Annotated in this window: 23 protein-coding genes and 2 pseudogenes; 14 read left to right on the top strand and 11 right to left on the bottom strand. The window is 72.2% G+C overall.

What is annotated here, in order from left to right:
• A complete protein-coding gene (locus tag ACF1FZ_RS10250) occupies window positions 1-1,260 on the top strand; it encodes a hypothetical protein (RefSeq protein WP_391772901.1) in 1,260 nt (419 codons plus the stop codon).
• Between the two features lie 14 nt (window positions 1,261-1,274).
• Here the strand turns inward: ACF1FZ_RS10250 and ACF1FZ_RS10245 are convergent, their stop codons facing one another.
• Together ACF1FZ_RS10245 and ACF1FZ_RS10240 are read right to left on the bottom strand one after the other, a co-directional pair.
• Window positions 1,275-1,775, bottom strand: coding sequence for a DUF402 domain-containing protein (locus ACF1FZ_RS10245; protein ID WP_391772900.1), 501 nt, complete (start codon window positions 1,773-1,775; stop codon window positions 1,275-1,277).
• A complete protein-coding gene (locus ACF1FZ_RS10240) occupies window positions 1,756-2,676 on the bottom strand; it encodes a GNAT family N-acetyltransferase (protein WP_391772899.1) in 921 nt (306 codons plus the stop codon). Before ACF1FZ_RS10240 ends, ACF1FZ_RS10245 begins: the two co-directional genes overlap by 20 nt.
• A 91-nt stretch (window positions 2,677-2,767) precedes the next feature.
• On the opposite strand from ACF1FZ_RS10240, the gene ACF1FZ_RS10235 reads away from it, so the two are divergent.
• Window positions 2,768-3,142, top strand: a complete 375-nt coding sequence (locus ACF1FZ_RS10235) for a GntR family transcriptional regulator (RefSeq protein WP_391772898.1) — start codon at window positions 2,768-2,770, stop codon at window positions 3,140-3,142.
• A 95-nt stretch (window positions 3,143-3,237) separates the two neighbouring features.
• Here the strand turns inward: ACF1FZ_RS10235 and ACF1FZ_RS10230 are convergent.
• Window positions 3,238-4,409, bottom strand: a pseudogene (locus tag ACF1FZ_RS10230) (DUF5925 domain-containing protein).
• A gap of 319 nt (window positions 4,410-4,728) precedes the next feature.
• Here ACF1FZ_RS10230 and ACF1FZ_RS10225 point away from each other — a divergent pair.
• Together ACF1FZ_RS10225 and ACF1FZ_RS10220 are read left to right on the top strand one after the other, a co-directional pair.
• Window positions 4,729-5,547, top strand: coding sequence for an SGNH/GDSL hydrolase family protein (locus ACF1FZ_RS10225; protein WP_391772897.1), 819 nt, complete (start codon window positions 4,729-4,731; stop codon window positions 5,545-5,547).
• A 388-nt stretch (window positions 5,548-5,935) separates the two neighbouring features.
• The gene (locus tag ACF1FZ_RS10220; protein ID WP_104790182.1) at window positions 5,936-6,199 is read left to right on the top strand and encodes a hypothetical protein; all 264 of its coding nucleotides are present in this window, start codon (window positions 5,936-5,938) and stop codon (window positions 6,197-6,199) included.
• 210 nt (window positions 6,200-6,409) lie between these two features.
• On the opposite strand, the gene ACF1FZ_RS10215 is transcribed toward ACF1FZ_RS10220, so the two are convergent.
• The 3 genes from ACF1FZ_RS10215 to hmgA all read right to left on the bottom strand — a co-directional run bounded on the left by ACF1FZ_RS10215 (window position 6,410) and on the right by hmgA (window position 9,845).
• Window positions 6,410-7,633, bottom strand: a complete 1,224-nt coding sequence (locus tag ACF1FZ_RS10215; RefSeq protein ID WP_391772896.1) for a type ISP restriction/modification enzyme — start codon at window positions 7,631-7,633, stop codon at window positions 6,410-6,412.
• A 72-nt stretch (window positions 7,634-7,705) separates the two neighbouring features.
• A complete protein-coding gene (locus ACF1FZ_RS10210; RefSeq protein WP_391772895.1) occupies window positions 7,706-8,491 on the bottom strand; it encodes a GntR family transcriptional regulator in 786 nt (261 codons plus the stop codon).
• 34 nt (window positions 8,492-8,525) lie between these two features.
• A complete protein-coding gene (gene hmgA, locus ACF1FZ_RS10205; RefSeq protein WP_391772986.1) occupies window positions 8,526-9,845 on the bottom strand; it encodes a homogentisate 1,2-dioxygenase in 1,320 nt (439 codons plus the stop codon).
• A gap of 111 nt (window positions 9,846-9,956) precedes the next feature.
• Between hmgA and ACF1FZ_RS10200 the strand changes: the two genes are divergently transcribed.
• The 6 genes from ACF1FZ_RS10200 (at window position 9,957) to ACF1FZ_RS10175 (ending at window position 18,453) form a co-directional block, all read left to right on the top strand.
• Complete coding sequence (locus ACF1FZ_RS10200; RefSeq protein ID WP_391772894.1) at window positions 9,957-10,586, top strand: TetR/AcrR family transcriptional regulator; 630 nt, start codon at window positions 9,957-9,959, stop codon at window positions 10,584-10,586.
• A gap of 177 nt (window positions 10,587-10,763) precedes the next feature.
• Window positions 10,764-12,944 (top strand): molybdopterin oxidoreductase family protein, encoded by a 2,181-nt coding sequence (locus ACF1FZ_RS10195; RefSeq protein WP_391772893.1) that lies wholly within the window; start codon window positions 10,764-10,766, stop codon window positions 12,942-12,944.
• A gap of 119 nt (window positions 12,945-13,063) precedes the next feature.
• Entirely contained in the window at window positions 13,064-14,476 is a 1,413-nt protein-coding gene (locus ACF1FZ_RS10190) for a CitMHS family transporter (protein WP_391772892.1), read from the top strand.
• Window positions 14,476-15,759 carry an MFS transporter gene (locus ACF1FZ_RS10185; RefSeq protein WP_391772891.1) on the top strand — a complete coding sequence of 428 codons (1,284 nt, stop codon included), beginning with the start codon at window positions 14,476-14,478 and terminating at the stop codon, window positions 15,757-15,759. The genes ACF1FZ_RS10190 and ACF1FZ_RS10185 overlap by 1 nt, the downstream gene beginning before the upstream one ends.
• Before the next feature lie 182 nt (window positions 15,760-15,941).
• Entirely contained in the window at window positions 15,942-17,336 is a 1,395-nt protein-coding gene (locus ACF1FZ_RS10180) for an aldehyde dehydrogenase family protein (RefSeq protein WP_391772890.1), read from the top strand.
• Between the two features lie 37 nt (window positions 17,337-17,373).
• Window positions 17,374-18,453, top strand: a complete 1,080-nt coding sequence (locus tag ACF1FZ_RS10175) for a Zn-dependent alcohol dehydrogenase (protein ID WP_391772889.1) — start codon at window positions 17,374-17,376, stop codon at window positions 18,451-18,453.
• A 401-nt stretch (window positions 18,454-18,854) separates the two neighbouring features.
• On the opposite strand, the gene ACF1FZ_RS10170 is transcribed toward ACF1FZ_RS10175, so the two are convergent.
• From ACF1FZ_RS10170 to ACF1FZ_RS10160, 3 genes and pseudogenes are all read right to left on the bottom strand, one after another.
• The gene (locus ACF1FZ_RS10170) at window positions 18,855-19,841 is read right to left on the bottom strand and encodes a DMT family transporter (protein ID WP_391772888.1); all 987 of its coding nucleotides are present in this window, start codon (window positions 19,839-19,841) and stop codon (window positions 18,855-18,857) included.
• Between the two features lie 44 nt (window positions 19,842-19,885).
• Window positions 19,886-20,592, bottom strand: a pseudogene (locus ACF1FZ_RS10165) (ArsR/SmtB family transcription factor).
• Window positions 20,593-20,606: 14 nt separating this feature from the next.
• Complete coding sequence (locus ACF1FZ_RS10160) at window positions 20,607-21,281, bottom strand: TetR/AcrR family transcriptional regulator (protein WP_391772887.1); 675 nt, start codon at window positions 21,279-21,281, stop codon at window positions 20,607-20,609.
• 64 nt (window positions 21,282-21,345) lie between these two features.
• On the opposite strand from ACF1FZ_RS10160, the gene ACF1FZ_RS10155 reads away from it, so the two are divergent.
• The 3 genes from ACF1FZ_RS10155 to ACF1FZ_RS10145 all read left to right on the top strand — a co-directional run bounded on the left by ACF1FZ_RS10155 (window position 21,346) and on the right by ACF1FZ_RS10145 (window position 23,578).
• Window positions 21,346-22,497: an acyl-CoA dehydrogenase family protein gene (locus ACF1FZ_RS10155; protein ID WP_391772886.1), complete on the top strand. Its 1,152-nt coding sequence runs from the start codon at window positions 21,346-21,348 to the stop codon at window positions 22,495-22,497.
• Between the two features lie 82 nt (window positions 22,498-22,579).
• Window positions 22,580-22,870, top strand: a complete 291-nt coding sequence (locus ACF1FZ_RS10150) for a YiaA/YiaB family inner membrane protein (protein WP_391772885.1) — start codon at window positions 22,580-22,582, stop codon at window positions 22,868-22,870.
• 84 nt (window positions 22,871-22,954) lie between these two features.
• Window positions 22,955-23,578 carry a TetR/AcrR family transcriptional regulator gene (locus tag ACF1FZ_RS10145; protein ID WP_391772884.1) on the top strand — a complete coding sequence of 208 codons (624 nt, stop codon included), beginning with the start codon at window positions 22,955-22,957 and terminating at the stop codon, window positions 23,576-23,578.
• Between the two features lie 55 nt (window positions 23,579-23,633).
• On the opposite strand, the gene ACF1FZ_RS10140 is transcribed toward ACF1FZ_RS10145, so the two are convergent.
• Window positions 23,634-24,095, bottom strand: a complete 462-nt coding sequence (locus tag ACF1FZ_RS10140; RefSeq protein ID WP_391772883.1) for a MaoC family dehydratase — start codon at window positions 24,093-24,095, stop codon at window positions 23,634-23,636.
• A gap of 158 nt (window positions 24,096-24,253) precedes the next feature.
• On the opposite strand from ACF1FZ_RS10140, the gene soxR reads away from it, so the two are divergent.
• Complete coding sequence (gene soxR, locus ACF1FZ_RS10135; protein ID WP_391772882.1) at window positions 24,254-24,727, top strand: redox-sensitive transcriptional activator SoxR; 474 nt, start codon at window positions 24,254-24,256, stop codon at window positions 24,725-24,727.
• Between the two features lie 42 nt (window positions 24,728-24,769).
• Here soxR and ACF1FZ_RS10130 read toward each other — a convergent pair whose 3' ends face one another.
• Window positions 24,770-25,387 (bottom strand): hypothetical protein, encoded by a 618-nt coding sequence (locus tag ACF1FZ_RS10130; protein WP_391772881.1) that lies wholly within the window; start codon window positions 25,385-25,387, stop codon window positions 24,770-24,772.
• Between the last annotated feature and the right edge of the window lie 216 nt (window positions 25,388-25,603).

The following is a 25,603-nucleotide window of genomic DNA, read 5'->3' as shown; positions in this document are numbered from 1 at the left end:
ATGCGGATCGTGATGGGGGCACAGAACTGCGGTTTCGGCCCCGTCTCCGAGCTCGTAGCGGTCTCCCGGCCGCTCCTCGGCCACGAGCGGGTGTTCGTCGGTGACGGTGTCGCCGCTGTGTTCGCCCGGCGCAACCCCGACGCCTTCGACACGGTCCACGACACCGGAGGCATGACCGGCGAGGCCGCGGCGGAGATGACCGGCGAACTGCTGCGAGGCAGCGATCACGTGATCTCCGTCATGGACGCCGAGCTGGTGATCCGGTCCGTCGTGGCCCGGCGGCCGGTGACCATGGTGGACAGCCTCTTCAGCTTCTGGCGGCTCGCACGACCGCTGGCCAGGATCCACGAACGCTGCGTGACCATGCCACGCTCCGGCCTCATGGCCGCCGAGGAACACCTGACGGGCCTCTCACCGCACGAGAGGGTCGTCGCGGCCCATCTGCTCGCCACCCACAGCGTCGTCCAGAACTTCCCCGGCGTCGCCGAGCGCGCGGCGGAGTTCGCCGCTCTGGACAGCGGCCTCCGGATGCACCGGACGGGCCCGATCGTCGACGTCGAAGGGCTGCGGAGCGCCGCGCCCGCCACGGGACCGGAACACGACCTGCTCATCGACGTCGGGGGGTTCAAGAACTTCCTCCTGGACTTCGACGTCAACGACGACTACATGCGTCTGCTCCACCGGTGGCTTCCGGACCTGCTCCGCGACTGGCCCCGGTTCCGTCGCGTCCTCGTCTGCGGAGGTCCGTTCGGTGAGGGCCGGGAGCGGACGGTCTCGGCCGCCGGCGGCACGGCCGACTGCCGTCTTCTGCGCCAGCGCGAGCTGCACCGGGTGGTGGCGAGCACCCCGGACCACCTGATGGCTCCCGGCCTCACGGCACTCCACGAAGCGATCGCCCTCGGGCGGCTGCCCATGGCGATCCATGAGCAGCACTACGCCCATGTGTTCACCATGCGCGCCCTGGACGGCACGGGGTTCGGGCGGAGCGGGGGCCGGTTCACGGACGTGGTGCCGGACCATACGCTGCCGGAGGACGACTTCGCCGGAACGGCGTCGCTCGTCGGACTGGCCGGCCGTATCCGGGAGGACGACGGGCTCTACGCCAGATACCGGCGGACGTTCAACGAACGTATCGAGCACTACGTCTCGCTCACCCCGTCACAACGGCTGCACGACGTCCAGGAGCTCGGCCGGCTCCTCGGCGGTGAGCCGGCCCACGCGGTGATGACCGGCATCCTGGGCGCCCCGCGCGCCGCGTGACGCGCAGGCCCTCCTCACCCGGTCAATCCCGCCAGGCCCCCGGTGCGGGCCAGACGCTCCAGCTCGTCCAGGGCGCGGACCGCCGCCTTCGCCGCCGACGAGTCACGCCCGGCGAGGTCGCTCTCCTCGAACTCGTCCTCGTCCAGCCGCAGTACGGACGAGCCGTCCGCCGACACCCACAGATCCAGGTCCAGGTCCTCCACCAGCAGCTCGTCGCCCCGCAGCACGGCCGGCCGGGTGATGTCGCAGTACCAGCCCTTCAGCCGGCCGTCTCCGGTGCGGACCTCCTTCACCGCGTACCACCGGTCACGCCAGTAGTGCTCGGTGAAGACATCGCCCGGTTCGAACCGTACGAAGCCGAAGTCCCGGACCCCCGGGGCGGCCCACGGGGCCCGGACGGTGATGCGGGTCCCGTCGTCGCCGACCGGCTCGGCGGGGTAACGGATCTTCGTGCGGCCCGCCTTGACCAGGGCCACCGTCAGCGTGGTCCCCGCATCAGCCGATCTCGCGGACATGACGCACCTCCGTGGCGCAGATGTCGTAGCCGAACCAGCGGTTGACCGCCAGCATCGGGCCGTTGCCGGCGTCGTTCCCGGTGTAGGCGTCCGTGTACCCGGCGGCCCGCGCCCGGTGCAGGGAGTCGTTCTTGGCGAGCTTCGCCAGCCCCTTGCCACGGAAGGCCCGCAGGGTGCCGGTCATGGCCGACCAGTAGCGGGTCAGTCCGTCGGTCTCCGCCGCGCTGAACGCCGCGACCTTTCCGTCCACCGTCACGACCGTGGTGAGGGCGTGATCGAAGCCGGGCCGCCGCCAGGTCGTGGCCAGCCAGTTCTCGTAGTCGGAGAACTCCACCGGGGTGTCGCTCGGCTCGTCCGCGGTCGTCTCCGCGTCCGCCTCGAACAGCGGGCGCGGATCGTCCTCGAAGTCGGCCGCGGTGAGCAGTCCGACCCCGGACGGGAGTTCCCGCAGCGGCGGCAGGGAGCCGTCCGTCAGGCCGAGGTGGAGGAAATGGGCCGGCCGGCGCGCCGTATAACCGCGTTTGCCGGCGAACGCGCGATCGGCCGGCTCGTCGAGCACCCAGGTGTAGACGGCCGTCGCCCCGGCACCGGCCAGATGCTCCTCGCCGGCCCGCATCAGCAGCGAGCCCGCGCCACGCCCCCTCCTGTCCGGATGTACGTACGGGTTGCAGAACCCCTGGCCCGGCTTCGGATTCTCGTGGGAGATGCCCACCTGCGCGGTCCCGATGACCTCGCCGTCCTCCTCGGCGACCAGCAGCCGGTACCGCCGGGCGGGATGGGCGTCGGCCAGGTCGCTCAGGACCTGTTCGGGAGTCGTCACCATGTACGGGAGTGCGGCACGCCGCACCCGTACCCAGGCCTCCGCGTCGCCAGGCCGGAAGTCACGCACGAGTACCGTCATGCGCGGACGGTAACGCGGCACACCGGCGGGCCGCCTCCGAATTTCCGGCGGCGGGCCGGGGACGGGGCCCCCGGTGGGAGAGAATCGGCGTGTGACCCTGAAGATCGCCGTTGACCCGGACTCCGCCACCGCCCCGTACGAGCAGCTGCGTGCCCAGCTGTCCGAACAGGCCCGTTCCGGCGCCCTGCCCGCCGGCTACCGGCTCCCGACCGTACGCGGCCTCGCCGGGGAGCTGGGCCTCGCCGCCAACACCGTCGCCAAGGCCTACCGTGCGCTGGAGACCGACGGGGTGATCGAGACCCGGGGGCGTAACGGCACGTTCGTCGCCGCAGCGGGTGACGCGGCGGCCCGCCACGCCGCGAGCGCTGCCCAGGAGTACGCCGAGCACACCCGGCGCCTCGGCGTGTCCCGGGCCGACGCGCTGGCCCTGGCCGAGGACGCGGTGCGGGCGGTGTACGCGCGTTAGCGCGAGGCCCGGTCCGCCGACGAGGGCCGGAGCGGGCCCGGGCCGGGCGGTCTCGGGCCCCGGGCCGGCGGTCATGGGGCCGGGCAGGTGCCGGCTCAGAGATACAGCCCCGCGTCGGCCCCCGCGTCCTGCTCCGGCACGGACGCGGGGCCGCCACCGCGCCGCAGGGCGTACAGCTCGGCGAGGGTCGCGCCCTCGCGGCCGAGCCCTTCCTCCGTGCCCAGCCAGGACACCGACTCCGCACGGGTCAGCGGGCCCACCTCGATGCGCGCCAGACAGCGGCCCGGCCTGACGACCGCCGGGTGCAGCCGCTCCAGGTCCTCGTTGGTCGTCACCCCCACCAGTACATTGCGGCCCTGGCCCAGCAGACCGTCCGTCAGATTGAGGAGCCGGGACAGCGCCTGGCCCGCCGTGTGCTTCGCCTCACCGCGGATCAGCTCGTCGCAGTCCTCCAGCAGCAGCAGCCGCCAGCGCCCCTTCGCCGAATCGTCGTCCTCACCGATGGCGATGTCCATCAGGTAGCCGACGTCGTTGAAGAGCCGCTCCGGATCCAGTACGCAGTCGACCTGGCACCAGTCGCGCCAGGACCGGGCGAGGGTGCGCAGCGCGGACGTCTTGCCGGTGCCCGGGGGGCCGTGCAGCAGGAGCAGCCGGCCGGAGATGTCGTCGGGGGTGACCTTCATCAACCGGTCCATCGCACCGGCCACCGGGGCCGTGTAGTTGGACCGGACCTCGTCCCAGGTGCCCGCGGAGATCCGCCGGGTGGTGCGGTGCGGGCCGCGGCGGGGGGAGACGTACCAGAAGCCCATGGTCACGTTCTCCGGCTGCGGCTCCGGTTCGTCCTGGGTCCCGTCGGTCGCCTCGGACAGGATCTTCTGGGCCAGCTCGGCCGTGGTGGCGGTGACCGTGACGTCGGCGCCCCGGTTCCACCGTGAGACCAGCAGCGTCCATCCGTCACCCTCGGCGAGGGTCGCGCTGCGGTCGTCGTCGCCGGCGGCCCTCAGCACCTTGGCCGCCGGGGGCAGCAGGGAAGCCCCCGACTTGACCCGGTCGAGGGAGGAACTGCGCGAGTACGGCTGCTCGCCCGTCGCGAAGCGGCCCAGGAACAGCGCGTCCACGACGTCGGACGGCGAATCGCTGTCGTCGACATTGAGCCGGATCGGCAGGGCGGACTCGGGGTTGGCAGACATGCGCCCATGATCCGGCACGGCGGCGTCACACGCACCCGGGTTTCATCGGCTGCCTCCGGGCGGCGCGGCCGGGGCATCCGCCCGGCCACCGGGGCCGGCCCGGTGGCCGGTCAGGGCCCGCCGGGCCCGCGGCGCACCCGTCGTGCGCCGCGCACGACGGCGAACCCCTGGGTGAGCTCCTGAGCTCCCGGCCCACCGCGGCCGTCCCCGCCCCGTGATCGATGGTCCGCGTCGGTTCCTTCCCTCCGGAGCACCGGATTCCGGGTTGTCGGTATGACTGGCCGTCAAGACTGCTTCAGAACCGTCCTGTCGAGTCATTTTTGGCATGCACACTTCCGAAATGCCCCTCGGTACTGCTACCACGGAGCAGGCAGAGATCCTGCCCAAGGAGGTCCCATGAAAATGTCCGGACTCGTGGCGTTCTCGTCCTCTCTCCTGCTCGGTACCGTTCTCGCCCTGACCGGCGCGAGCGTCGCCCAGGCCCAGGAATCCGCACCGGCCGCCGAAGCCGTCGACTACGTCGCCCTGGGTGACTCGTACTCGTCGGGAGTCGGCGCCGGCAGTTACGACAGTGCGAGCGGTGCCTGCAAGCGCAGCACCCGCGCGTACCCCGCCCTCTGGAAGGCGGCCAACGATCCCGCCTCGTTCGCCTTCACCGCGTGCTCGGGGGCGAGGACCGGGGACGTCACAGCCGGTCAGCTCGGCCCTCTCAGCTCCGCGACCGACCTCGTCTCGATCTCCGTCGGGGGTAACGACGCCGGCTTCGCCGATGTCATGACCACCTGTGTCCTGCAGTCCGAGGCCACCTGTCTGAACCGGATCACCACCGCCCGCGCCTACGTCGACTCGACCCTGCCCGGCAGACTGGATTCCGTGTACGCGGCGATCAGTGCCAAAGCACCCTCGGCCCACGTCGTCGTCCTCGGTTACCCCCGCTTCTACAAGCTCGGCGGCGGCTGTCTCGCCGGCCTGAGCGAGAAGGAACGCTCCGCCATCAACGGCGCCGCCGACCACCTCAACGCCGCCACCGCCAAGCGTGCGGCCGATCACGGCTTCACCTTCGGTGACGTCGCCCCGGCCTTCACCGGACACGAGATCTGTTCGGGGAGTGCCTGGCTGCACAGCGTGAACTGGCTGAACATCGGCGAGTCGTACCACCCGAACGTCGCCGGGCAGTCCGGCGGCTATCTGCCCGTCCTCAGTTCGAAGGTCTGACCGAGCCGCGCCGCTCCGGCGCGGTTCGCCGGCCCAGCCGTCCACCGGAAGGGGGTCCCGTCCTGCGGGACCCCCTTCCCGCGCGTCACGAGAGATCCACGAGATCCACGGGGCGTACGCCCCGCGGCGGGTCTCCCCGCACCCGTCGGCACGTCCACCGACGTGCGTGCCGCGCCCCTCTCGCCGGTGCCTCCCTCGGCAGCGGTGCGCGGTGCGCACGGGCCCCCCGGGCCGGCTCACCCCTCCAGGGAACCGGAAAAATCCGGTAACGGCACGTCAACACCCGTGTACAGGTGTGCAATCCTGCGGCCGGGATACACGAGTGTGACCGCGGGACGATAGGGTTAACCTGCCCGGGCCGGGTGCCCTCGTACGGGTGGGGAGTGACATGGAACAGATAACGGTGCGCAGCAGGCCGCGTGTGCCTGCCATTACATGTGGGAGCGGAGCGACCAGTTCGCGCCTCGACCGCCATCTCGCAGTGCTGGGCGGTCCCGCCGTTCCGCAGCGTGAGTCGGCGGAAGCGACGCTGCTGATGCTCGAGCTCACCTCGCGCGACGCCGCGCACACCCGCAGGAGCAGGAGCGCGCGTGTCTCGCTCTTCGCCCCCCTGCGGCGACTGCGGCGCTCGCTCTTCGGTAGCCGCCGCTGACCGACGGCTGTCACGACCGGTCCGGCCCTCCGCTCAGGGCCGCGCCACGATCACTCCGTCCGGCGCAGTGCTGCTGTCCGCCCGTCCGTCATCCCCGGGGCCGGCAGCGTTGCGTCGGTGTGTTCCCCAGCGCCGGTACGGCACCCATCGGCGCCCCGCTCACCCACCGGGCTTCCTCCCCACGCCGTTGACCGCGTGCCGGCCCCCGCCTCACAGCAGCGCGAACTGTCCCTCCGGGCCTTCCTCCTGGTGATCCAGCACGGACGCGGGAAGCCGGGCCGACGCGGGCACGGGCAGCACCCCGGCCGCGCGCAGTCCGTGCCGGGTCAGAGTGCCCACCTGCTCCAGCCTCTTCCGCAGCGCCTGCTGCCGGGTCCGCAGTCCGGCGAGCAACGCCAGGACGGTGATCAGTTCCAGCAGCTCCGATGTCCGCTCCTGCGGCCAGCCGTGCGGCCCGACCGCCGCCAGCCCCTCCGCCGTCGCAGTGCGGCGCTCGAACCAGAGCTCCAGCATCCGTACCCCGCTGACCCGGAAGTCCCAGGCTCCGGCGGGAACGGGAGCAACGCGTCCCTCGCCGAGAGCGACCGCCTCCTCGTCGGCGTCATAACGCAGGCTGTCCGGCCGGGGCGGGATCGCGGCGCGCACATACGGGCGGCGGCCGCCGGGCAGGCGCGGGCGCTCCCCGCCGCGTGCCCCGCGCAGCTGGACCCGCAGCAGCTCCCGGCCCAACTCCACGCCCTGCGTCCACACGGAGCCGTCGGCGGGCAGCGGGACGAGTGGCCCGGCGGGGGAGGGGGAGGCGGCGGCGAGAGCCCAGGCGAGGACGGAGCCGGCGGTGACCCGCGTCCCGTACCGGGCGGTCAGCGCGGCGGCCAGACCCGGTGCGAGATTGGGCTCCTGTCCGCCCGGCCGCCGGTAGAGCGGCCGTATCCGGCCGGGCCGCCCGGCGGGGGAGTGCCCGTCGGGCAGCAGTGCGGTCGCGGACAGGGCGGGGCCGCCGTCCTGGGGTACGTATCCGTGTTCGACGGCGAAGAGCTGGTGTCCGTCGGCGACCCGCCACAGCTCCGGGCGGGCCGCGTCGAGCAGCCGGTGGTCAGGGATCAGCCACTGCGCGTCGAAGGGGCCGTGCAGGATGCGGACCGGTTCGGGGTACGGGCCCGGGTCCCGGGCGAACGCGCTCGTTCCGGTGGACCTGCCCGGCAGCGCGGCGGCAGGAGTGAGCGGCGTACGGGAGCGGCTGGGGTGGAACAGCCGTGCCTGCTCGGCGCCTTCGGCCCGTACCAGAAGGTCCCACCGGGCCCGGAGCGAGGAGGCGTCGGGGGCCCTCACCCAGGGGCGCCCCGTGCGCAGGGGCCGCACCGACCAGGGCATGAGGTCGTCCAGCAGCGGGAGCTCGCCACTCCCGCCGGCTCCGGCCGCCACCCGTGCTGCCACCGTGTCGTCCTCCCCGTCGCCACGTCCGCCGCTCCCGGCATCGTAACGACCCGCCCGTCACCGGTTCCGCGGTCAGTGCGCGTCGACGGTCACGGAGAAGGAGAAGCGGTCTCCCCGGTAGCGGATGCGCGCCACGTCGACCACCGTGCCGTCCTCGTCGTAGGTCACGCCGGTGTAGTGCAGGATCGGGCTGAGCAGCGGGACCTGGAGCAGCTCGGCCGTGCCGGGGTCGGCGAGGCGCGCCTCGACGGTGTCCGTGATCCGGGAGATCCGTACGCCGACCGCGTCACGCAGGACCTTGGTCATCGGCCAGCGCTCCAGATCGGCCACGTCGAGGCGGGCCGCGATCTCCGGACGGACCGCGTTCTCCGCCCAGTTGGTGGGCTCGCCCGTCCCTTCGTCGCAGCGCAGCCGCCGGTAGCCGACCACTTCGGAGCAGTCCGGGAAGAACTCCGCGAGGTCACCGGGGACCGGCGCCCGGCCGTGGCCGAGCACGGTCGTCCGCTCGCCCGACTGCTGGGCGACGATCGCGTCGATCGAGCCGAGCAGCCGGACCGGCGACACCCGCCGGGCGCGCGGCTCGATGAACGTGCCGCGCCGCCGGTGCCTGCTGATCAGCCCTTCGCTCTCCAGCTCCTTGAGGGCCTGGCGCATGGTGAGGACGCTGACGCCGTAGTGCACGGCGAGCTGTTCCTCGGTGGGCAGCCGTGCCGGGGCGTCCCGGGGGCGGCCCAGTATGGAGGCACGCAGGGACTGCGAGACCTGGTACCACAGGGGCAGCTTCCGGTTCAGCACCACGGAGTCGGGGGCGAACCCGGGCGTCCGGTCCGCCTCGTTCACCTGATTCAACGGATTCACCCGATCTCTCTGCGGCGCGGCCGGCGGAGGGGTCTCACGGCCGGAAGTTGCGGCTCAGACCCTGCCACACGTCGTCGTACCCGCGCTGGAGACGGTCCGCGCCCGCGGCCTGCGCGGTCGTCGTGACCGGCCAGCGGGTCTCGAACATGAACGCCAGGCCGTCGTCGATCTTCTGCGGTTCCAGCTCCGCCGCGCTCGCCCGGTCGAAGGTCTCACGGTCCGGCCCGTGTGCCGACATCATGTTGTGCAGCGAGCCGCCGCCCGGCACGAATCCGCCCGCCTTGGCGTCGTAGGCGCCCTCGATCAGGCCCATGTACTCACTCATCACGTTGCGGTGGAAGTACGGCGGGCGGAAGGTGTCCTCGCCGACCAGCCAGCGCGGGGCGAAGACGACGAAGTCGACGCCCGCGAGCCCCGGGGTGTCGGACGGCGAGGTCAGCACGGTGAAGATCGACGGGTCCGGGTGGTCGTAGCTGATCGTGCCGAGGACGTTGAAGCGGCGCAGGTCGTAGACGTACGGCGTGTGGTTGCCGTGCCAGGCGACCACGTCGAGCGGCGAGTGTCCGTACGTCGCCGACCAGAGGTTCCCGCAGAACTTGTTGACCACCTCGACCGGGCCCTCGTGGTCCTCGAACGCGGCTACCGGTGCCAGGAAGTCACGGGCGTTCGCCAGGCCGTTGGCGCCGATCGGACCCAGGTCGGGCAGGACGAAGGGCTGGCCGTAGTTCTCGCAGACGTATCCCCGGGCCGCGGGGTCCAGCAGTTCGACACGGAAGCGGATGCCCCGCGGGATCAGCGCGACCTGGCCCGGTCCGGCCGCCAGCAGGCCCAGTTCGGTGCGGAACAGCAGGCCGCCGCGCTCGGGGACGATCAGGAGCTCGCCGTCGGAGTCGCTGAACACCCGGTCCGTCATGGAGGAGTTCGCGCTGTACAGATGCACGGCCATACCGGTGCGCTGCGTGGCGTCCCCGTTGCCCCCCAGCGTCCACAGGCCGTCCAGGAAATCGGTGCCGGGGCCGGGATCGGGGAGCGGGTCCCAGCGGAGCCGGTTGGGGTCGGGGACGGTCTCGGTGAAAGGGGCGGTGCGCAGGGCGCCGTTGTCGATGCGGACGAAGGCGGGGTGGGCGGCCGAGGGCCGGATCCGGTAGAGCCAGGACCGGCGGTTGCGGGCCCGGGGCTCGGTGAAGGCGGAACCGCTGAGCTGCTCCGCGTACAGCCCGAGGGGGGCGCGCTGGGGCGAATTGCGGCCGTGCGGCAGGGCGCCGGGGACAGCTTCCGAGCTGTGCTCGTTGCCGAAGCCGGAGCTGTGACCGAGATCCTCCGCCGCTTTCCTCGCCTGTTCGATGCCGCTCATCATGTGCTCCCGGTGGATGAGGAATCCCATGGACCCCCTGACGAGGAATCCTATGCATCACCGTAGGAATCGAAACGTGGCCCGTCAACGGCATGCAGGCATCATGGAGCCGTGTCCCACGCTCATACGAACCTCCGACGCGTCCCCGTGCAGCAGCGCAGCGCCGACCGTCTCGCCCGCATCCTCGACGCCGGCGCCGCGCTGCTCGACGAGACCGGTTACGAACAGCTCTCCACCCGGGCGGTGGCCGACCGGGCCGGCGTGCCCATCGGCTCCGTCTACCGCTTCTTCCCCAACAAGAGGGCACTGGTCGACGCCCTGGCCGAACGCAATCTGGAGGTCTACGCCCAGCGGGTCGTCGCCAGGCTCGAACCGATACCGGAGCGGGAGTGGCGTGCGGCCATCGACGCGGTGCTCGACGAGTACCTGGCGATGAAGCGCTCCGTCCCCGGCTTCGCCCTCGTCGACTTCGGCCCTCCCGTGCCCGTCGCCGGCCCGCTCGACGCGGACGTGAACCGGCTCGTGGCGGGGCGCCTGGCGGAGCTGGTCTCCGGCCATCTCGGCCGGGGGCGTGACGGGGCGGTCTCCGATGCCGTTCTGCTCCGCACGGTCCTGGTCTGCGTGCAGGCCGCCGACGCCCTGCTCCAGCTCGCCTTCCGCGCCGACCCGGCGGGCGACCCGGACCTGATAGCGGAGACCAGGCTCCTGCTCCAGGCCTACCTCGCGCGCGTACTCGAATAACTCGGACAAGCGGTCCTCACGCGGTCACCCCGGACGGCGGGACAACCGGTGGCTCCAGCGTCTCGCCACCATCCGTACCGGTCGGTATGCTCGGTCCGCCGGGAGCCCGCACCCGCCGAACACGCTGTGGGGCACCGGACCGTGCCCGCGCCACCGCTGCCGCCCCGGGGAGGGCCCATGTCCCACGAAACCCGTACCGCCCTGCGCATCTGCCCGCTCTGCGAAGCCACCTGCGGACTCACCCTCACCATCGAGGGGACCACGGTCACCGGTGCCCGGGGCGACCGCGAGGACGTCTTCAGCCAGGGCTTCATCTGCCCCAAGGGCGCCTCCTTCGGAGGCCTCGACGCCGACCCCGACCGGCTGCGCGCCCCCCTCGTCCGCAGGGACGGCGTGCTGCGCGAGGCGACCTGGAGCGAGGCGTTCGACGTGATCGCCGCGAAGATCCCGGCTCTGGTCGAGGAACACGGCGAGCAGGCCGTCGGGGTCTTCCTCGGCAACCCGAACGTGCACACGACGGCGGGTGGGCTCTACCCGCCGCTGCTGCTGTCCGCGCTCGGCACCCGCAACGTCTTCACCGCCAGCACCCTGGACCAGATGCCCAAACACGTCTCCAGCGGACTGCTCTTCGGCGACGCCCACGCCATTCCCGTACCCGACCTCGACCGCACCGCACATCTGCTGCTGATCGGCGCCAACCCGCTGGAGTCCAACGGCAGCCTCTGCACCGCCCCCGACTTCCCGGGCAAGCTCAAGGCACTCCGCCGGCGGGGCGGCACGCTCACCGTCATCGACCCGCGCCGTACCCGCACCGCGCGCCTGGCCGACCGGCACGCCGCCATCAGGCCCGGCACCGACGCCCTGCTGCTCGCCGCACTCACCCAGGTCCTCGTCGAGGAGAAGCTCACCGACCCCGGCGCACTCGCCGGACACCTGGACGGGTACGACGAACTGGCCCAAGCCGTCGCGGACTTCACTCCCGAGGCGGTCGCCGCCGCCTGTGACCTCGACGCGGGCACCATCCGGGACATCGCCCGGGAACTGGCCGCCGCCCCCGCCGCCGCCGTCTACGGACGCATCGGCAGCTGCACCGTCGAACACGGGACCCTGGCCAGCTGGCTCGTCGACGTGCTCAACATCCTGACCGGCAACCTCGACCGCCCCGGCGGTGCGCTCTTCCCGCTCTCCGCCACCGCCCGCGCCCCGCGGGCCGCCGCGCCGGGGAAGGGCTTCGCCCTCGGCCGCTGGAGGAGCCGGGTCTCCGGACACCCCGAGGCCAAGGGAGAACTGCCCGCCGCCGCGCTCGCCGAGGAGATCGAGACGCCGGGGGAGGGGCGGATCCGGGCCCTGATCGTCATCGCGGGCAACCCGGTGCTCTCCGCCCCCGACGGGGACCGCCTCGACCGGGCACTCGCCGGCGGCCTCGACTTCATGGTCGGTGTGGATCCGTACCTCAACGAGACCACGCGCCACGCGGACGTGGTGCTGCCACCGCCGCCGCCCTCGCAGAGCGCCCACTTCGACTTCGCGTTCAACTCCTTCGCCGTGCGCAACCAGGTCCGCTACAGCCGCCCCGCCGTGCCGCTGGAGGAGGGGCGGATGGACGAGAACGAGATCCTCGCGCGGCTCGTCCTCGCCGTCGGCGGCAATCACGGTGCGCCCCCCGAGGCCGTCGACGACCTGGTCATCACCGCGACGCTCGCCAGGGCCGGGGCCCCCGAGTCGCTCGCCGGGGACCTGACCGGACTCACCGGCGCCGAACGCCGTCTCGATCTGATGCTGCGCCTCGGCCCTTACGCGCTCACGCTGGAGCGGCTCCTGGAGCATCCGCACGGGATCGACCTCGGCCCGCTGGAGCCGCGCATCCCGCAGGTGCTGAAGACCCGCAGCGGCCGCATCGAGCTGTTCCCGGCGCCGATCGCCGCCGACCTGCCCCGGCTCCGCGCCTCGCTCGGCGCGCGGCCCGACGGACTCGTCCTCGTCGGCCGCCGCCATCTGCGGTCCAACAACAGCTGGATGCACAACGTCGCCTCGCTGCGCGGCGGCTCGAACGTCTGCACCCTGCAGATCCACCCCGACGACGCGGCCCGGATCGGACTCGCCGAAGGCGACACGGCCCGCATCACCGCGGCGGGCGGCGAGGTGGAGGCGCCCGTCGAGATCACCGACTCGGTGCGGACCGGGGTCGTGAGCCTTCCGCACGGATGGGGCCACAGCCGCCCGGGCACCCGCATGTCGGTCGCCGGGGCCGACCCCGGTGTCAACGTGAACCAGCTCCTCGACGGCACCCTCCTGGACCCGCTGTCCGGCACCGCGGTGCTCAACGCTGTTCCCGTCTCCGTCACGCCAACTCACTGACCTGCGGTTTTGCTCGTATTGCTCACACGTCGACATCTTGTTAACGCTGCTTCAGGGCCCCTAACGTCATCCGGACCGCCGCACCGGTGAAGTTCAAAGGTGAACGTTAGGTATCCCATATGTTGACAATCCTCGGCTTTGCCATGATCGCGACCTTCCTGGTCCTGATCATGATGAAGAAGATGTCGCCGATCGCGGCGCTGGTCCTGATTCCCGCCCTGTTCTGCGTGCTCGTCGGACAGGGCGCGAAGCTCGGTGACTACGTCATCGAGGGGGTCGGCACCCTCGCGCCGACCGCGGCGATGCTGATGTTCGCCATCGTCTACTTCGGCGTGATGATCGACGTCGGTCTCTTCGACCCGATCGTCCGGGGCATTTTGCGCTTCTGCAAGGCCGACCCGATGCGGATCGTCGTCGGCACGGCGCTCCTCGCCGCGATCGTCTCGCTGGACGGCGACGGGTCCACCACCTTCATGATCACGGTCTCGGCGATGTACCCGCTCTACAAACGGCTGAAGATGAGCCTGGTCGTGATGACCGGTGTCGCCGCCACCGCGAACGGGGTCATGAACACCCTGCCCTGGGGCGGCCCCACCGCCCGCGCGGCCACCGCGCTCAAGGTCGACGCGGCCGACATCTTCGTCCCGATGATCCCGGCCCTCGCCGTCGGCCTCCTCGCCGTCATCCTCCTCGCCTGTGTCCTGGGCCGCCGCGAGCGTAAGCGGCTCGGCGTGCTCACACTCGACGAGGCGCTGGTGACCGAGCCCGAGACCGTCCTCGTCGGCACGGGCGGCGGAGACCGGCTCACGAAGGCCCCGAAGAGCGGCGTCACCGGTGGTACGGGTGGTGCGGACGCCGCCGGAGCCGACGACGAGGACGATGACGAGGAGTTCAAGGGGCTCGACCCCGACAGGTCCACGCTCCGTCCCAAGCTCTACTGGTTCAACGCCGGCCTCACCGTCGCCCTGCTGGCCGCGATGATCCTGGAGCTCATGCCGATCCCGGTGCTCTTCCTGCTCGGCGCGGCCCTCGCCCTCACCGTCAACTTCCCCCACATGCCCGACCAGCGGGCCAGGATCGCGGCCCACGCCGACAACGTGCTCAACGTCTCCGGCATGGTCTTCGCCGCCGCCGTCTTCACCGGCGTACTCACCGGCACCGGTATGGTCGAACACATGGCGGACTGGCTCGTCGGGGCGATCCCCGACGCGATGGGCCCCCACATGGCCGTCGTCACCGGTGTGCTGAGCCTCCCCCTCACCTACTTCATGTCCAACGACGGCTTCTACTTCGGAGTCCTGCCCGTGCTCGCCGAGGCCGGCGCCGCCCACGGCGTCTCCCCCCTGGAGGTCGCCCGCGCCTCCATCGTGGGACAGCCGCTGCACATGTCCTCCCCGCTCGTGCCCGCCGTCTACGTCCTGGTCGGCATGGCCAAGGTCGAGTTCGGCGACCACACCAGGTTCACGGTCAAGTGGGCCGTGCTCACCTCGCTCGTGGTCCTCGGCGCCGGGATTCTCTTCGGAATCATCTGATGCCTCCGGAACCACCGTCCGGCAGGGGCTGGCTGCTGCGCCTCGTCATCGCCTTCGCCTTCGCGCAGGGGGCGGTGTCGATGGCGCGGCCCGCCGTCTCCTACCGGGCCCTCTCGCTGGGTGCCGACGAACGTGCGATCGGCGTCATCGCCGGTGTGTACGCGCTCCTGCCGCTCTTCGCCGCCGTACCGCTGGGCCGGCGGACCGACCAGGGCCGCTGCGCGCCGCTGCTGCCCGTCGGGATCCTCCTGATCGGCGGCGGTTGCGCGCTCAGCGGCACCTCGGGTTCCCTCCCGGAACTGGCCGCGTGGAGCGGAGTCATGGGGCTCGGCCACCTCTGCTTCGTGATCGGCGCCCAGTCGCTCGTCGCCCGGCAGTCGGCCCCCGCCGAACAGGACCGCAACTTCGGCCACTTCACCATCGGTGCCTCCCTCGGCCAGCTCGCCGGGCCGATCGCCGCGGGCCGCCTCATCTCCGGGCAGGACGGCGAGATGGCCCGTACGAGCGCCCTCGCCCTGCTCGTCTCGGCGGTCGTCGCCGCGGTCTCCCTCACCTCGCTGTGGCGCATCGAGCACCGCGGGGCCGCCGGCCCGTCCCGGCAGACGGCCCGGAAAGTGCCGGTGGGCAGCATCCTGCGCACCCGAGGGGTCCCGGCCGGCATCTTCATCAGCCTCGCCGTGCTCAGCGCCACCGACATCCTCACCGCCTATCTGCCGGTGGTCGGTGAGCACCGCGGTATCGCACCCGCCACCGTCGGCCTGCTGCTCAGCCTGCGCGCCGCCGCGACCATCGCCTGCAGGCTCGTGATGACACCGATGCTGCGCACGGTCGGCAGGACCACCCTGCTCTCCACGACCTGTCTGCTCGGCGGCCTCCTCTGTGCGGCCGTCGCCCTGCCCGTCCCGGTGTGGGGACTCGCCGTGATGCTCGCGGTCCTGGGCTTCTGCCTGGGGGCCGGCCAGCCGCTCTCGATGACCACCGTCGTCCAGGCGGCCCCGGCGGCGGCCCGCTCCACCGCCCTCGCCCTCAGGCTGACCGGTAACCGGCTCGGCCAGGTCGCGGCTCCCGCCTCGGCCGGGCTGATCGCCGGAGCCGTGGGCGCGGCCGCGCCGTTCGTGATGCTCGGCGCCCTGCTCGTCGGGGCGGCGGGGCTCGGCCTGCGGGGCGGCCGGACCGGGGAGGCGGATCCGGTCCCGGACCACCGTTCCGCCGAGCCGGCTCCCCGCACCGGACCACCTCACGACCACCGTGACCCGGACCGGCGCGGGAAGTCCAGGCACTGACACGGCCCGACGGTGCTGCCCCGGCGGGTCCGGCCCCTGTCGCCCCGGCAGGGGCGTGACCTGTGTCTCCGGTGGTTCCCTGGCGCCAGAAAACTAACAGCGCTAGTTTGGGGCCGGGACGGCATCCGTCCGTACGACGCACGGCTTCGGCGGCAGGCACAGCGAGCCCGGGAGGGGCAGCCATGAAGGCGCATGACGGGATGTACATCGGCGGGGAATGGCGGCCCGCCTCCGGGCAGGACACGATCGCGGTCGTGAACCCGGCGGACGAGCAGGTCATCGGCCATGTCCCGGCGGGCACCGCCGAGGACGTCGACGCCGCGGTACGCGCCGCACGCGCCGCCTTCCCCGGCTGGGCGGCCACCCCGCCCGCAGAGCGCGCCGCGCGGATCGGCGCGCTGCGTGACGTGCTCGCGGCCCGCAAGGACGAGATCGCCGAGACCGTCACCGCCGAGCTCGGCTCACCGCTGCCGTTGTCGCAGACGGTGCACGCGGGTGTGCCGGTGCTGGTCGCCGGCTCGTACGCCGAGCTGGCCGCCTCGTACCCCTTCGAGGAGAAACTCGGCAACTCCACCGTCCTGCTGGAGCCCGTCGGCGTCGTCGGCGCGATCACGCCCTGGAACTACCCGCTCCACCAGATCGTCGCCAAGGTGGCCCCGGCGCTGGCCGCGGGCTGCACCGTCGTCCTGAAGCCCGCCGAGGACACCCCCCTCACCGCCCAGCTCTTCGCCGAGGCGACCCAGGAGGCCGGCCTGCCGGCCGGCGTGTTCAACCTCGTCACCGGCATCGGGGCGGTCGCCGGCCAGGCGCTCGCCGGGCACGAGGACGTCGACCTGGTCTCGTTCACCGGATCAACGGCCGTCGGCAAGCAGATCGGCGCCACCGCCGGAGCGGCGGTCAAGCGCGTCGCGCTGGAGCTCGGCGGCAAGTCCGCCAACGTGATCCTGCCCGGCGCCGACCTCGCCAGGGCCGTCAACGTCGGCGTGGCCAACGTGATGTCCAACTCCGGCCAGACGTGCAGCGCCTGGACCCGGATGCTGGTCGACGCCGAGCGGTACGAGGAGGCGGTGAGCCTCGCCGCCACAGCCGTCGCCAAGTACGTTCCCGGGGAGCGGGTCGGCCCCGTCGTCAACGCCAAGCAGCAGGCGCGGGTGCGGGGTTACATCGAGAAGGGCATCGAGGAGGGCGCCCGCCTCGTCGCGGGAGGCCCCGAGGCGCCCAGGGACCAGGGCTACTACGTCAGCCCCACCGTGTTCGCCGACGTGACGCCCGGCATGACCATCGCGCGGGAGGAGATCTTCGGCCCGGTCCTGTCGATCCTGCGGTACGAGGACGTGGACGACGCCCTGCGGATCGCCAACGACACCGTGTACGGGCTGGCCGGCGCCGTCTGGGGCGCGGACGACGACGAGGCCGTGGCCTTCGCCCGCCGCATGGACACCGGCCAGGTCGACATCAACGGCGGACGCTTCAACCCGCTGGCGCCCTTCGGCGGTTACAAGCAGTCGGGGGTGGGCCGCGAGCTCGGCCCGCACGGCCTCTCCGAGTACCTCCAGACCAAGTCCCTCCAGTTCTGACCCCCGCCGATCCACCGACCCACCGAGGAGTCTGTTCGTGGTCCGCGCCGCCGTACTGCCCGCCGTCGGAGCTCCCCTGGAGATCACCGACATCGAACTCCCGGAGCCCGGTCCCGGCCAGGTGAGCATCACGCTCGCCGCTGCCGGGGTCTGCCACTCCGACCTGTCCCTGTCCAACGGCACCATGCGGCTGCCCGTCCCCGCCGTCCTCGGTCATGAGGGAGCGGGCACGGTGCTCGCCGTCGGCGAGGGCGTCACCCATGTCGCCGCCGGTGACCGGGTCGTCCTCAACTGGGCGCCGTCCTGCGGAGCCTGCTTCCACTGCGGGATCGGCGAGGTCTGGCTCTGCGCCGACGCGCTGAAGGGCGCCGCCGCCGTCCATGCCCGTACGGCCGACGGCACCGAGCTCCACCCCGGGCTGAACGTCGCCGCCTTCGCGCAGGAGACCGTGGTCGCCGCGAACTGCGTACTGCCCGCCCCGGCCGGTGTCCCGCTCACCGACGCCGCGCTGCTCGGCTGCGCGGTCCTGACCGGATACGGGGCGGTGCACCACTCCGCCCGGGTCCGCGAGGGCGAGAGCGTCGTCGTCCTCGGGATCGGCGGAGTCGGCCTCGCCGTCCTGCAGGCCGCCCGCATCGCCGGAGCGTCGAAGATCATCGCCGTGGACGTGTCACCGGAGAAGGAGGAACTCGCACGCCGGGCCGGTGCCACCGACTACGTCGTCGCCTCCGACACCACACCGCGCGCGATCCGCAAGCTCACCGGCGGCCAGGGCGCGGACGTCGCCGTGGAGTGCGTGGGCCGCCCCGCCACGATCCGCGGCGCCTGGGAGTCGACCCGCCGAGGCGGCCGCACCACGGTCGTCGGCATCGGCGGCAAGGACCAGCAGGTGACCTTCAACGCCCTGGAAATCTTCCACTGGGGCCGCTCGCTCACCGGCTGCGTCTACGGCAACAGCGACCCCGCACGCGACCTGCCGGTGCTCGCCGAGCACATCCGCGCCGGACGGTTCGACCTCTCCATGCTGGTGACGGAACGGATCTCGCTGGACGGCATCCCGGCGGCCTTCGAGAACATGATCGCGGGCAAGGGAGGACGCGCGCTGGTCGTGTTCTGACCGGAGCGGGGGCACGGGAGGCCGGACCGCCGCCCCTCCAGGCGGCCTCAGCCCCTCACGGTGCGGACCACCTCGTCCGACGGCCTGCGCGCGGTGAGGCCGGGGCCGTGCCGTCGCGTATCCCGTCCGCAGCACCATCCGGGGACACCCGTGGTGTCCGGCGGGAGCCTCCGCCGTGTCTGGCCGTCGGCGATCCGGGAGCGGGGCCTCGTGCGCGCTCTCCGGGGCGTGGTGCGGCCGGTGGGCCGCACGACTCGGTGATCTTCCGGGTGCCCGGCCCCGCGCGAGGGCGGGCCTCCGCACGGATGTGGCGCATCTCCCGGCGTGCGGCTCCGGCGCGGTGGGCGGGAGGGGCCTCGGCCACTCGCCGGAAGGACGCCCGGCCCGCCCGGCGGTGGTGCTCAGATCCGTCCGGCCGTCCCCTGCCCGGCCTCCGCCGGTGGATCCGCCGCCACCGCCGGACCGTCCGACGCGCCGCGGTTCCGAGCCCGGGTCCGTGAGACCGCGACCCCCGCCAGGCAGAGCAGCCCGCCCGCGACGGTGAGCAGTGCGGGTACCTCGTCGAGCAGCAGCCAGGACATCACCACCACCAGGGCGGGCACCGCGTACGTCGTCGCGCCCATCCGGCCCGCGGTGGTCCGGGCCAGCGCATAGGCCCAGGTGGTGAAGGCCAGCGCTGTCGGGAACACCCCGAGGTAGACCATGTTCAGCGTGGCGGACACGGGGGCGTCCGCCGCTTCGGAGACCAGGACGCCGGTGAAGGGCAGGCAGGCGACCGTGCCGACCAGACAGCCGAACGTGGTGATCTGGAGCGGGGATCCGTGCCGCAGTGCCGGCTTCTGGATGACCACCCCGCCCGCGTACGACAGGGCGGCCAGCAGGCACAGGACCACGCCGAGCACCGAGGAACTCCCGTGGCCGGACATGGAGAGACCGACGACGACGGCGCCCGCGAACGAGACCGCCATGCCCGTCACGAGCCGGCGCGGCAGCGCCTCCCCGAGCAGCCTGGCGCCCAGCAGCGCCATCAGGATCGGCCCGACGTTCACGATCATGGCCGCCGTGCCCGCGTCGACCTGCTGCTCACCCCAGTTGAGCACGACCATGTAGAGCCCGAACCAGAGGAGCCCGGACCCGACGACACCCGGCCAGGCCGCCCGGGACGGCAGCCCTTCGCGGCGTACGAGCAGGAGTGCGCCGAGCGTCAGCGTGCCCGCGAGGAGCCGGCCCAGCGCCAGCGCCCCCGGTGAGTACGCCTCGCCCGCGCTGCGGATGGAGACGAATGCGGAGGCCCACAGGAGGACCGTGACGCAGGCTGCGGCCGGGGCGCGCCAGTCGTGTCCGGAGGTGGCCGGCGCGGCGGCCTGTGCCGGTGGTGTCGTCGTCATGACCACGACGGTAAGCCGGAAATCCTTCGGGACCCGCCGAACTGTCAGCTCGCGTCGACGGCCGCGGGTTCGATGCCCAGATGCTCCGACAGGGCACGCAGCCCGGCGGAGGTCGCCCGGACCGCTCTGCCCGTCCCGACCCGTTCGCACCATCCGGCGTCCAGTACGGGGCGGCACCCGCCAGGTGCGGGCGCCGCTCGGTCCAGTCGAGACAGCCGCGTGCCAGGGGCCTGTGCGACGTGGTGCCGAGGGGGACGCCGAGTGCGCCGAACCACTCCACGCCGTCCCCGGTCAGTGCGAAACCGGTGTCCTGCCGCAGGAGTCCGCGCTCGGTCATCGCATCGGTGATGCGGATGCCGAGCCGCCCGGCGAGATGGTCGTAGCAGGTGCGCCCCCGGGCCGGCGCGTGCTGGAGGCTCGCCTCGCGCAGCGTGCGCGGGGGCGTCCGGGCACCGGGGTGGGCGTGAGCGGCCAGCTCCTCGATCAGCTGCGCGACGCGCCCGTCGGTGAGCCGCGGATAGCGATGGCGGCCTTGGCGCTCCTCGGCGAGCAGCCCGCCCGCGACCAGCTTGCCCAGGTGTTCACTGGCCGTCGAGGCGGCCACCCCCGCGCTGCGGGCCAGCTCACCCGCGGTCCAGGCCCGGCCGTCGAGCAGGGCCAGGCAGAAGGAGGCGCGGGTCTCGTCGGCGAGCAGGGACGCCGGCGCGGCGAGCCGGGGCGCGGCAGGATCATGCGGTGTCGTACGGACCATGCGGCCAGGATGCGTCACGCACCGTTCGGCGCGGGCCGAACGGTGCGTTTGGCGGCCGCCTGCTCGTACTGGAGCGCGAGGCCGTCCAGCAGGGCACGCAGCCCCGCCTCGAAGGCTCCCTCGTCGACCTGCTGGCGGCGGTCGGCCAGCAGGTGGGCCTGGCCGAGGTGCGGGTAGTCGGCGGGGTCGTACGCCGTCTCGTCGTCGACGAATCCGCGGGCGAAGGAGCCGAGCGCCGACCCGGTGATGAAGTAGCGCATCAGTGCGCCGATGTAGGTGGCCTGGGCGGGCGGCCAGCCGGCCCGGACCATGGCGCCGAAGACCGCGTCGGCGACCCGCAGGCCGGCCGGGCGGCGGCCGGGTCCCTGGGCCAGCACCGGGACGATGTGGGGGTGCGCGGCGAGCGCCGCCCGGTAGGAGACGGCCCAGTCGTGCAGGGCGGCGGCCCAGTCGCGCGGATCGGACTCCTCGAACATCGACAGGTCGACCTGGGCGGACACGGCGTCGGCGACCGCGTCGAGGATCTCGTCCTTGTTCCGGAAGTGGTTGTAGAGCGAGGGACCGCTCACCCCCAGCTCGGCGGCGAGCCGACGGGTCGAGACGGCGTCCAGTCCTTCGGCGTCGACGAGCGCGCCCGCCGCCTCGACGATGCGGTCTCTGCTGAGGAGGGGCTTGCGCGGTCGGGCCATGCGGCACATAGTAGGGCCTGCGAACATAAAACTAGCAGTGCTAATTAAAAGTGGGGTGTGCAGGATGAACCTGGAGCTGAGCGAGGAGCAGGACGCCGTCCGGCAGCTCGCCGAGGACTTCGTCGCGCGGGAGATCGCTCCGCATGCCGTCGAGTGGGACCGTGCCGAGAGTGTCGACAAGTCGATCGTGAAGAAACTGGGCGCCCTCGGCTTCCTCGGACTCACGGTCCCGGAGGAGTACGGAGGTTCCGGTGGGGACCACCTCGCGTACTGCCTGGTGACCGAGGAGCTCGGCCGCGGTGACTCCTCGGTGCGCGGCATCGTGTCCGTCTCGCTCGGCCTGGTCGCCAAGACGATCGCCTCCTGGGGCGGCGAGGAGCAGAAGCGGCAGTGGCTGCCGAAGCTCACCGCGGGCGAGGCGGTCGGCTGCTTCGGTCTCACCGAGCCGGGCACCGGCTCCGACGCCGGGAACCTGGCCACCCGGGCCGTGCGGGACGGCGGGGACTACGTCATCAACGGCTCCAAGATGTTCATCACCAACGGCACCTGGGCCGATGTGGTCCTGCTGTTCGCCCGTACGGGAGACACGCCGGGGCACCGGGGTGTCTCCGCCTTCCTGGTGCCCGCCGACACCCCCGGCCTGACCCGGCGCACCATTCACGGCAAGCTCGGGCTGCGCGGCCAGGCCACGGCCGAGCTGGTGCTGGAGGACGTCCGGGTGCCCGCCTCCACCCTCCTGGGTCCCGAGGGCAAGGGCTTCTCCATCGCCATGTCCGCCCTGGCCAAGGGCCGGATGTCGGTCGCCGCCGGCTGCGTCGGCATCGCGCAGGCCGCCCTGGACGCCGCGGTGCGCTACGCGGGCGAGCGCGAACAGTTCGGCAAGTCCATCGCGAGCTACCAGCTCGTCCAGGAGCTCATCAGCGACATCTCCGTGGACGTGGACGCCGCCCGCATGCTGACCTGGCGCGTCGCCGATCTCATCGACCGCGGCCAGGACTTCGCCACCGCCGCGTCGACGGCGAAGCTCTTCGCCTCCGAGGCCGCGGTCCGTGCGGCGAACAACGCCCTGCAGGTGTTCGGCGGTTACGGCTACATCGACGAGTACCCCGTGGGCAAGCTGGTCAGGGACGCGCGGGTGATGACCCTGTACGAGGGCACCAGCCAGATCCAGAAGCTGATCATCGGCCGGGCGCTGACGGGCGTCTCCGCCTTCTGACCGGCCGGGGCCGTTTTCTGGGTACCGAAATGAGTACGCCGGCGGATGCGGGCGTACTCCACCGGGCCGGATGCTGTGCGGTATGAGTGAGACGACATCGGTCAAGCAGCAGAGCACCAGCGCCTTCTACGGGCAGGCCGTCCTTTCCTTCGGGGTCGCGACGGGCGCGGTGGCCCTCGGTGTCTTCTTCCTGGACGCCGACGCCTGGGTGCGGGCCTTCCTCGCCATCGGCGTCCTCTATCTCGTCACCTCGTGCTTCACCCTCGCCAAGGTCATCAGGGACCGGCAGGAGGCGGGGCAGATCGTCAGCCGGGTCGACCAGGCCAGGCTGGAGAAGATCCTCGCCGAGCACGACCCCTTCCAGAAGCTCTGACGATCTCACCGCACGAGCGCTCTAAGCGCTTGCTCAGGTTCGCGGTATGGTGTTCGTCCTGCCAGCGGAAAGGGGCATGTGGCGATGAGCACGGCGGAGGAGACCGACGGCGACAGCACGCCGTGGAGCGAGGTCACGCCCGAAGCGGCGAGGCGGCTGCTCCTCGCGGCCGTCGAGGCCTTCGCCGAGCGCGGCTACCACGCGACCACCACCCGTGACATCGCCGGCCGGGCGGGGATGAGCCCGGCCGCGCTCTACATCCACTACAAGACGAAGGAAGAGCTGCTCCACCGGATCAGCAGGATCGGCCACGACAGGGCCCTGCTCCTCCTGGAGACGGCGGCCGACAGGGACGGCACGGCGGCCGAGCGGCTCGCCGACGCGGTCCGGTCCTTCGTCAGCTGGCACGCCGAGCGGCACACCACGGCCCGGGTCGTGCAGTACGAGCTGGAGGCGCTCGGTGACGAGCACCGCGCCGAGATCGTCGCCCTGCGCAGGCGGAGCGACGCCGCGGTCCGCCGGATCATCGCTGACGGTGTCCGGGCCGGGGAGTTCGACGTCCCCGACGTCCCGGGCACCACGCTCGCCGTGCTGTCCCTCTGCATCGACGTGGCGCGCTGGTTCAACGCGCAGGGCAGCCGGACGCCCGATGAGGTCGGCAGCCTCTACGCGGATCTCGTCCTGCGCATGGTGGGCGCCCGGAAGTGACGCCGGGCACCCCCGCGGGCCCGGCGCACCCCGCACTCCGAAGCGGTGCCTCGGCTCAGAAGTAGTAGCGCGACACCGACTCCGCGACGCAGGCGGGCTTGTCGCCGCCCTCGCGCTCGACCGTGACGAGGGCGGTCACCTGCACACCGCCGCCCGCCTCCTCGACGCTCTTGAGCACGGCGGTGGCGCGCAGCCGCGAGCCCACCGGGACGGTGGAGGGGAAGCGGACCTTGTTGGTCCCGTAGTTGATGCCCATCCTGGCGCCCTCGACCCGAAGGATCTGCGGCACGAGCACCGGCAGCAGCGACAGCGTGAGGTAGCCGTGCGCGATCGTCGTGCCGAAGGGGCCGTTCGCGGAGCGCTCCGGGTCCACATGGATCCACTGGTGATCGCCCGTGGCCTCGGCGAACTGGTCGATCCGCTTCTGCTCGACCTCCAGCCAGTCGCTGTGCCCGAGCTCCTCGCCCACGGCGTCCCGCAGCTCCTGTGCGGACGTGAAGATCTTCGGCTCTGCCATGTTCCTGGTCCCTGCCTTCCAGCTGTCGGCCGCCCCCTCCGGGGCAATGTCTAAGCGCTTGCTCAGCATGGTTGGGCCGCGCGTCCCTGTCAACGACGGACCGGCCGGGTTCTCGAAGTGGCGGCAGAGTCCGAGGTGTGACCGTTAGGGTCGGAGGAGTGCCACAGATCCCGCAGTCATTCCAGGAACTCACCGTCGGTCAGCTCTCCGCCCGCAGCGGCGCCGCGGTGTCCGCCCTGCACTTCTACGAGTCCAAGGGCCTGATCAGCAGCAGCCGCACCAGTGGAAACCAGCGCCGTTACACCAGGGACGCGCTACGCCGGGTGGCGTTCATCCGGGCGGCACAGCGGGTGGGCATCCCGCTCGCCACCATCAGGGAGGCGCTGGCCGAACTGCCGGAGGAGCGCACGCCGAACCACGAGGACTGGGGCCGGCTCTCCCTGGCGTGGCGCTCGGAACTCGACGACCGCATCAAGCAGCTGGAGCGGTTGCGCGACCACCTCACCGACTGCATCGGCTGCGGCTGCCTGTCGCTGGAGACCTGTGTGCTGTCCAACCCCGACGACGCCTTCGGCGCACGCATGGCCGGTTCGCGGCTGATGCCCGAGCGGGGCGCGGCCGGCCGTTCCTGAGCGCGCCCCGGCTCCGGCCGTCTCCTCGGTGACCCGTCCGCCTCAGGCGGCCGACGCCGTCAGATCCCGTGTCCGTGCGGCTCCCCTGGCCCTGGCCAGCGCGCCCGCCGTGAGGACGGGCCGGGGGACGACGATGCCGCACCCTGTGCAGACCGGACCGGCCCACGGTTCCCGGTCCAGGTCCTGCCGCCAGACGATCCCGGTCGCCGCGCAGACCGGGCAGGCGGCACCGGGTTTCGCGCCCAGGGCCGAGATCAGCCGCCGCAGGACCTCCGCCAGAGGGGCGCTCGGATGGATTTCCGGGTCGTCGCAGTGCGCGATGCCGTTGCCTCCCCACGTCCGCCGGTGCCAGTCGTCGAATGTGCCGGGCCGGCGCAGCCCGTCGTGCTTCTCGCGGCGCCGCCGTTCGGCGAAGCCCGTCTCGTACGCGAGCCACACGGTCCGCGCCTCCTCCAGTTCCTCCAGTGCGCGGATCAGACGCACCGGTTCGGGGGCCCTGTCCTCGGGCTCGATCCCGTGCCGGGCGCACAGATGATCCCAGGTCGCCCGGTGACCGTACGGGGCGAACCGCTCCAGGCATTTGCGCAGCGAGTACCTGCGCAGAGCCAGATCGCCCCGCGGATCGCGGACCTGTCTCGCAAGACTTCGGAAACCGGCCATGACACTGCCACCTCCGTCACTCGTACTTCGGCGTCAAGGGATGGACGTACGACTGCCCGATTCGGCTCCATCCAAAGGTGAAATGTGTCCACGGAACGAGACGGGCCGTGTGGGGCCGTGTGCCGGCGTGTGGTGATTCGGAAAAAGTGACCGATGTTCACCTTACGGGCGGGGTGTACCGCCAGTAACCTCCGGCGCATCGGCCACCCGGAGGAG

Origin of the sequence: Streptomyces sp. NPDC014623, assembly GCF_043088245.1 — a bacterium.
In the GTDB taxonomy this organism is placed as follows: domain Bacteria; phylum Actinomycetota; class Actinomycetes; order Streptomycetales; family Streptomycetaceae; genus Streptomyces.
The sequence above is the reverse complement of the archived record's forward strand: the minus strand, read 5'-3'. Positions and strand labels throughout refer to the sequence as shown.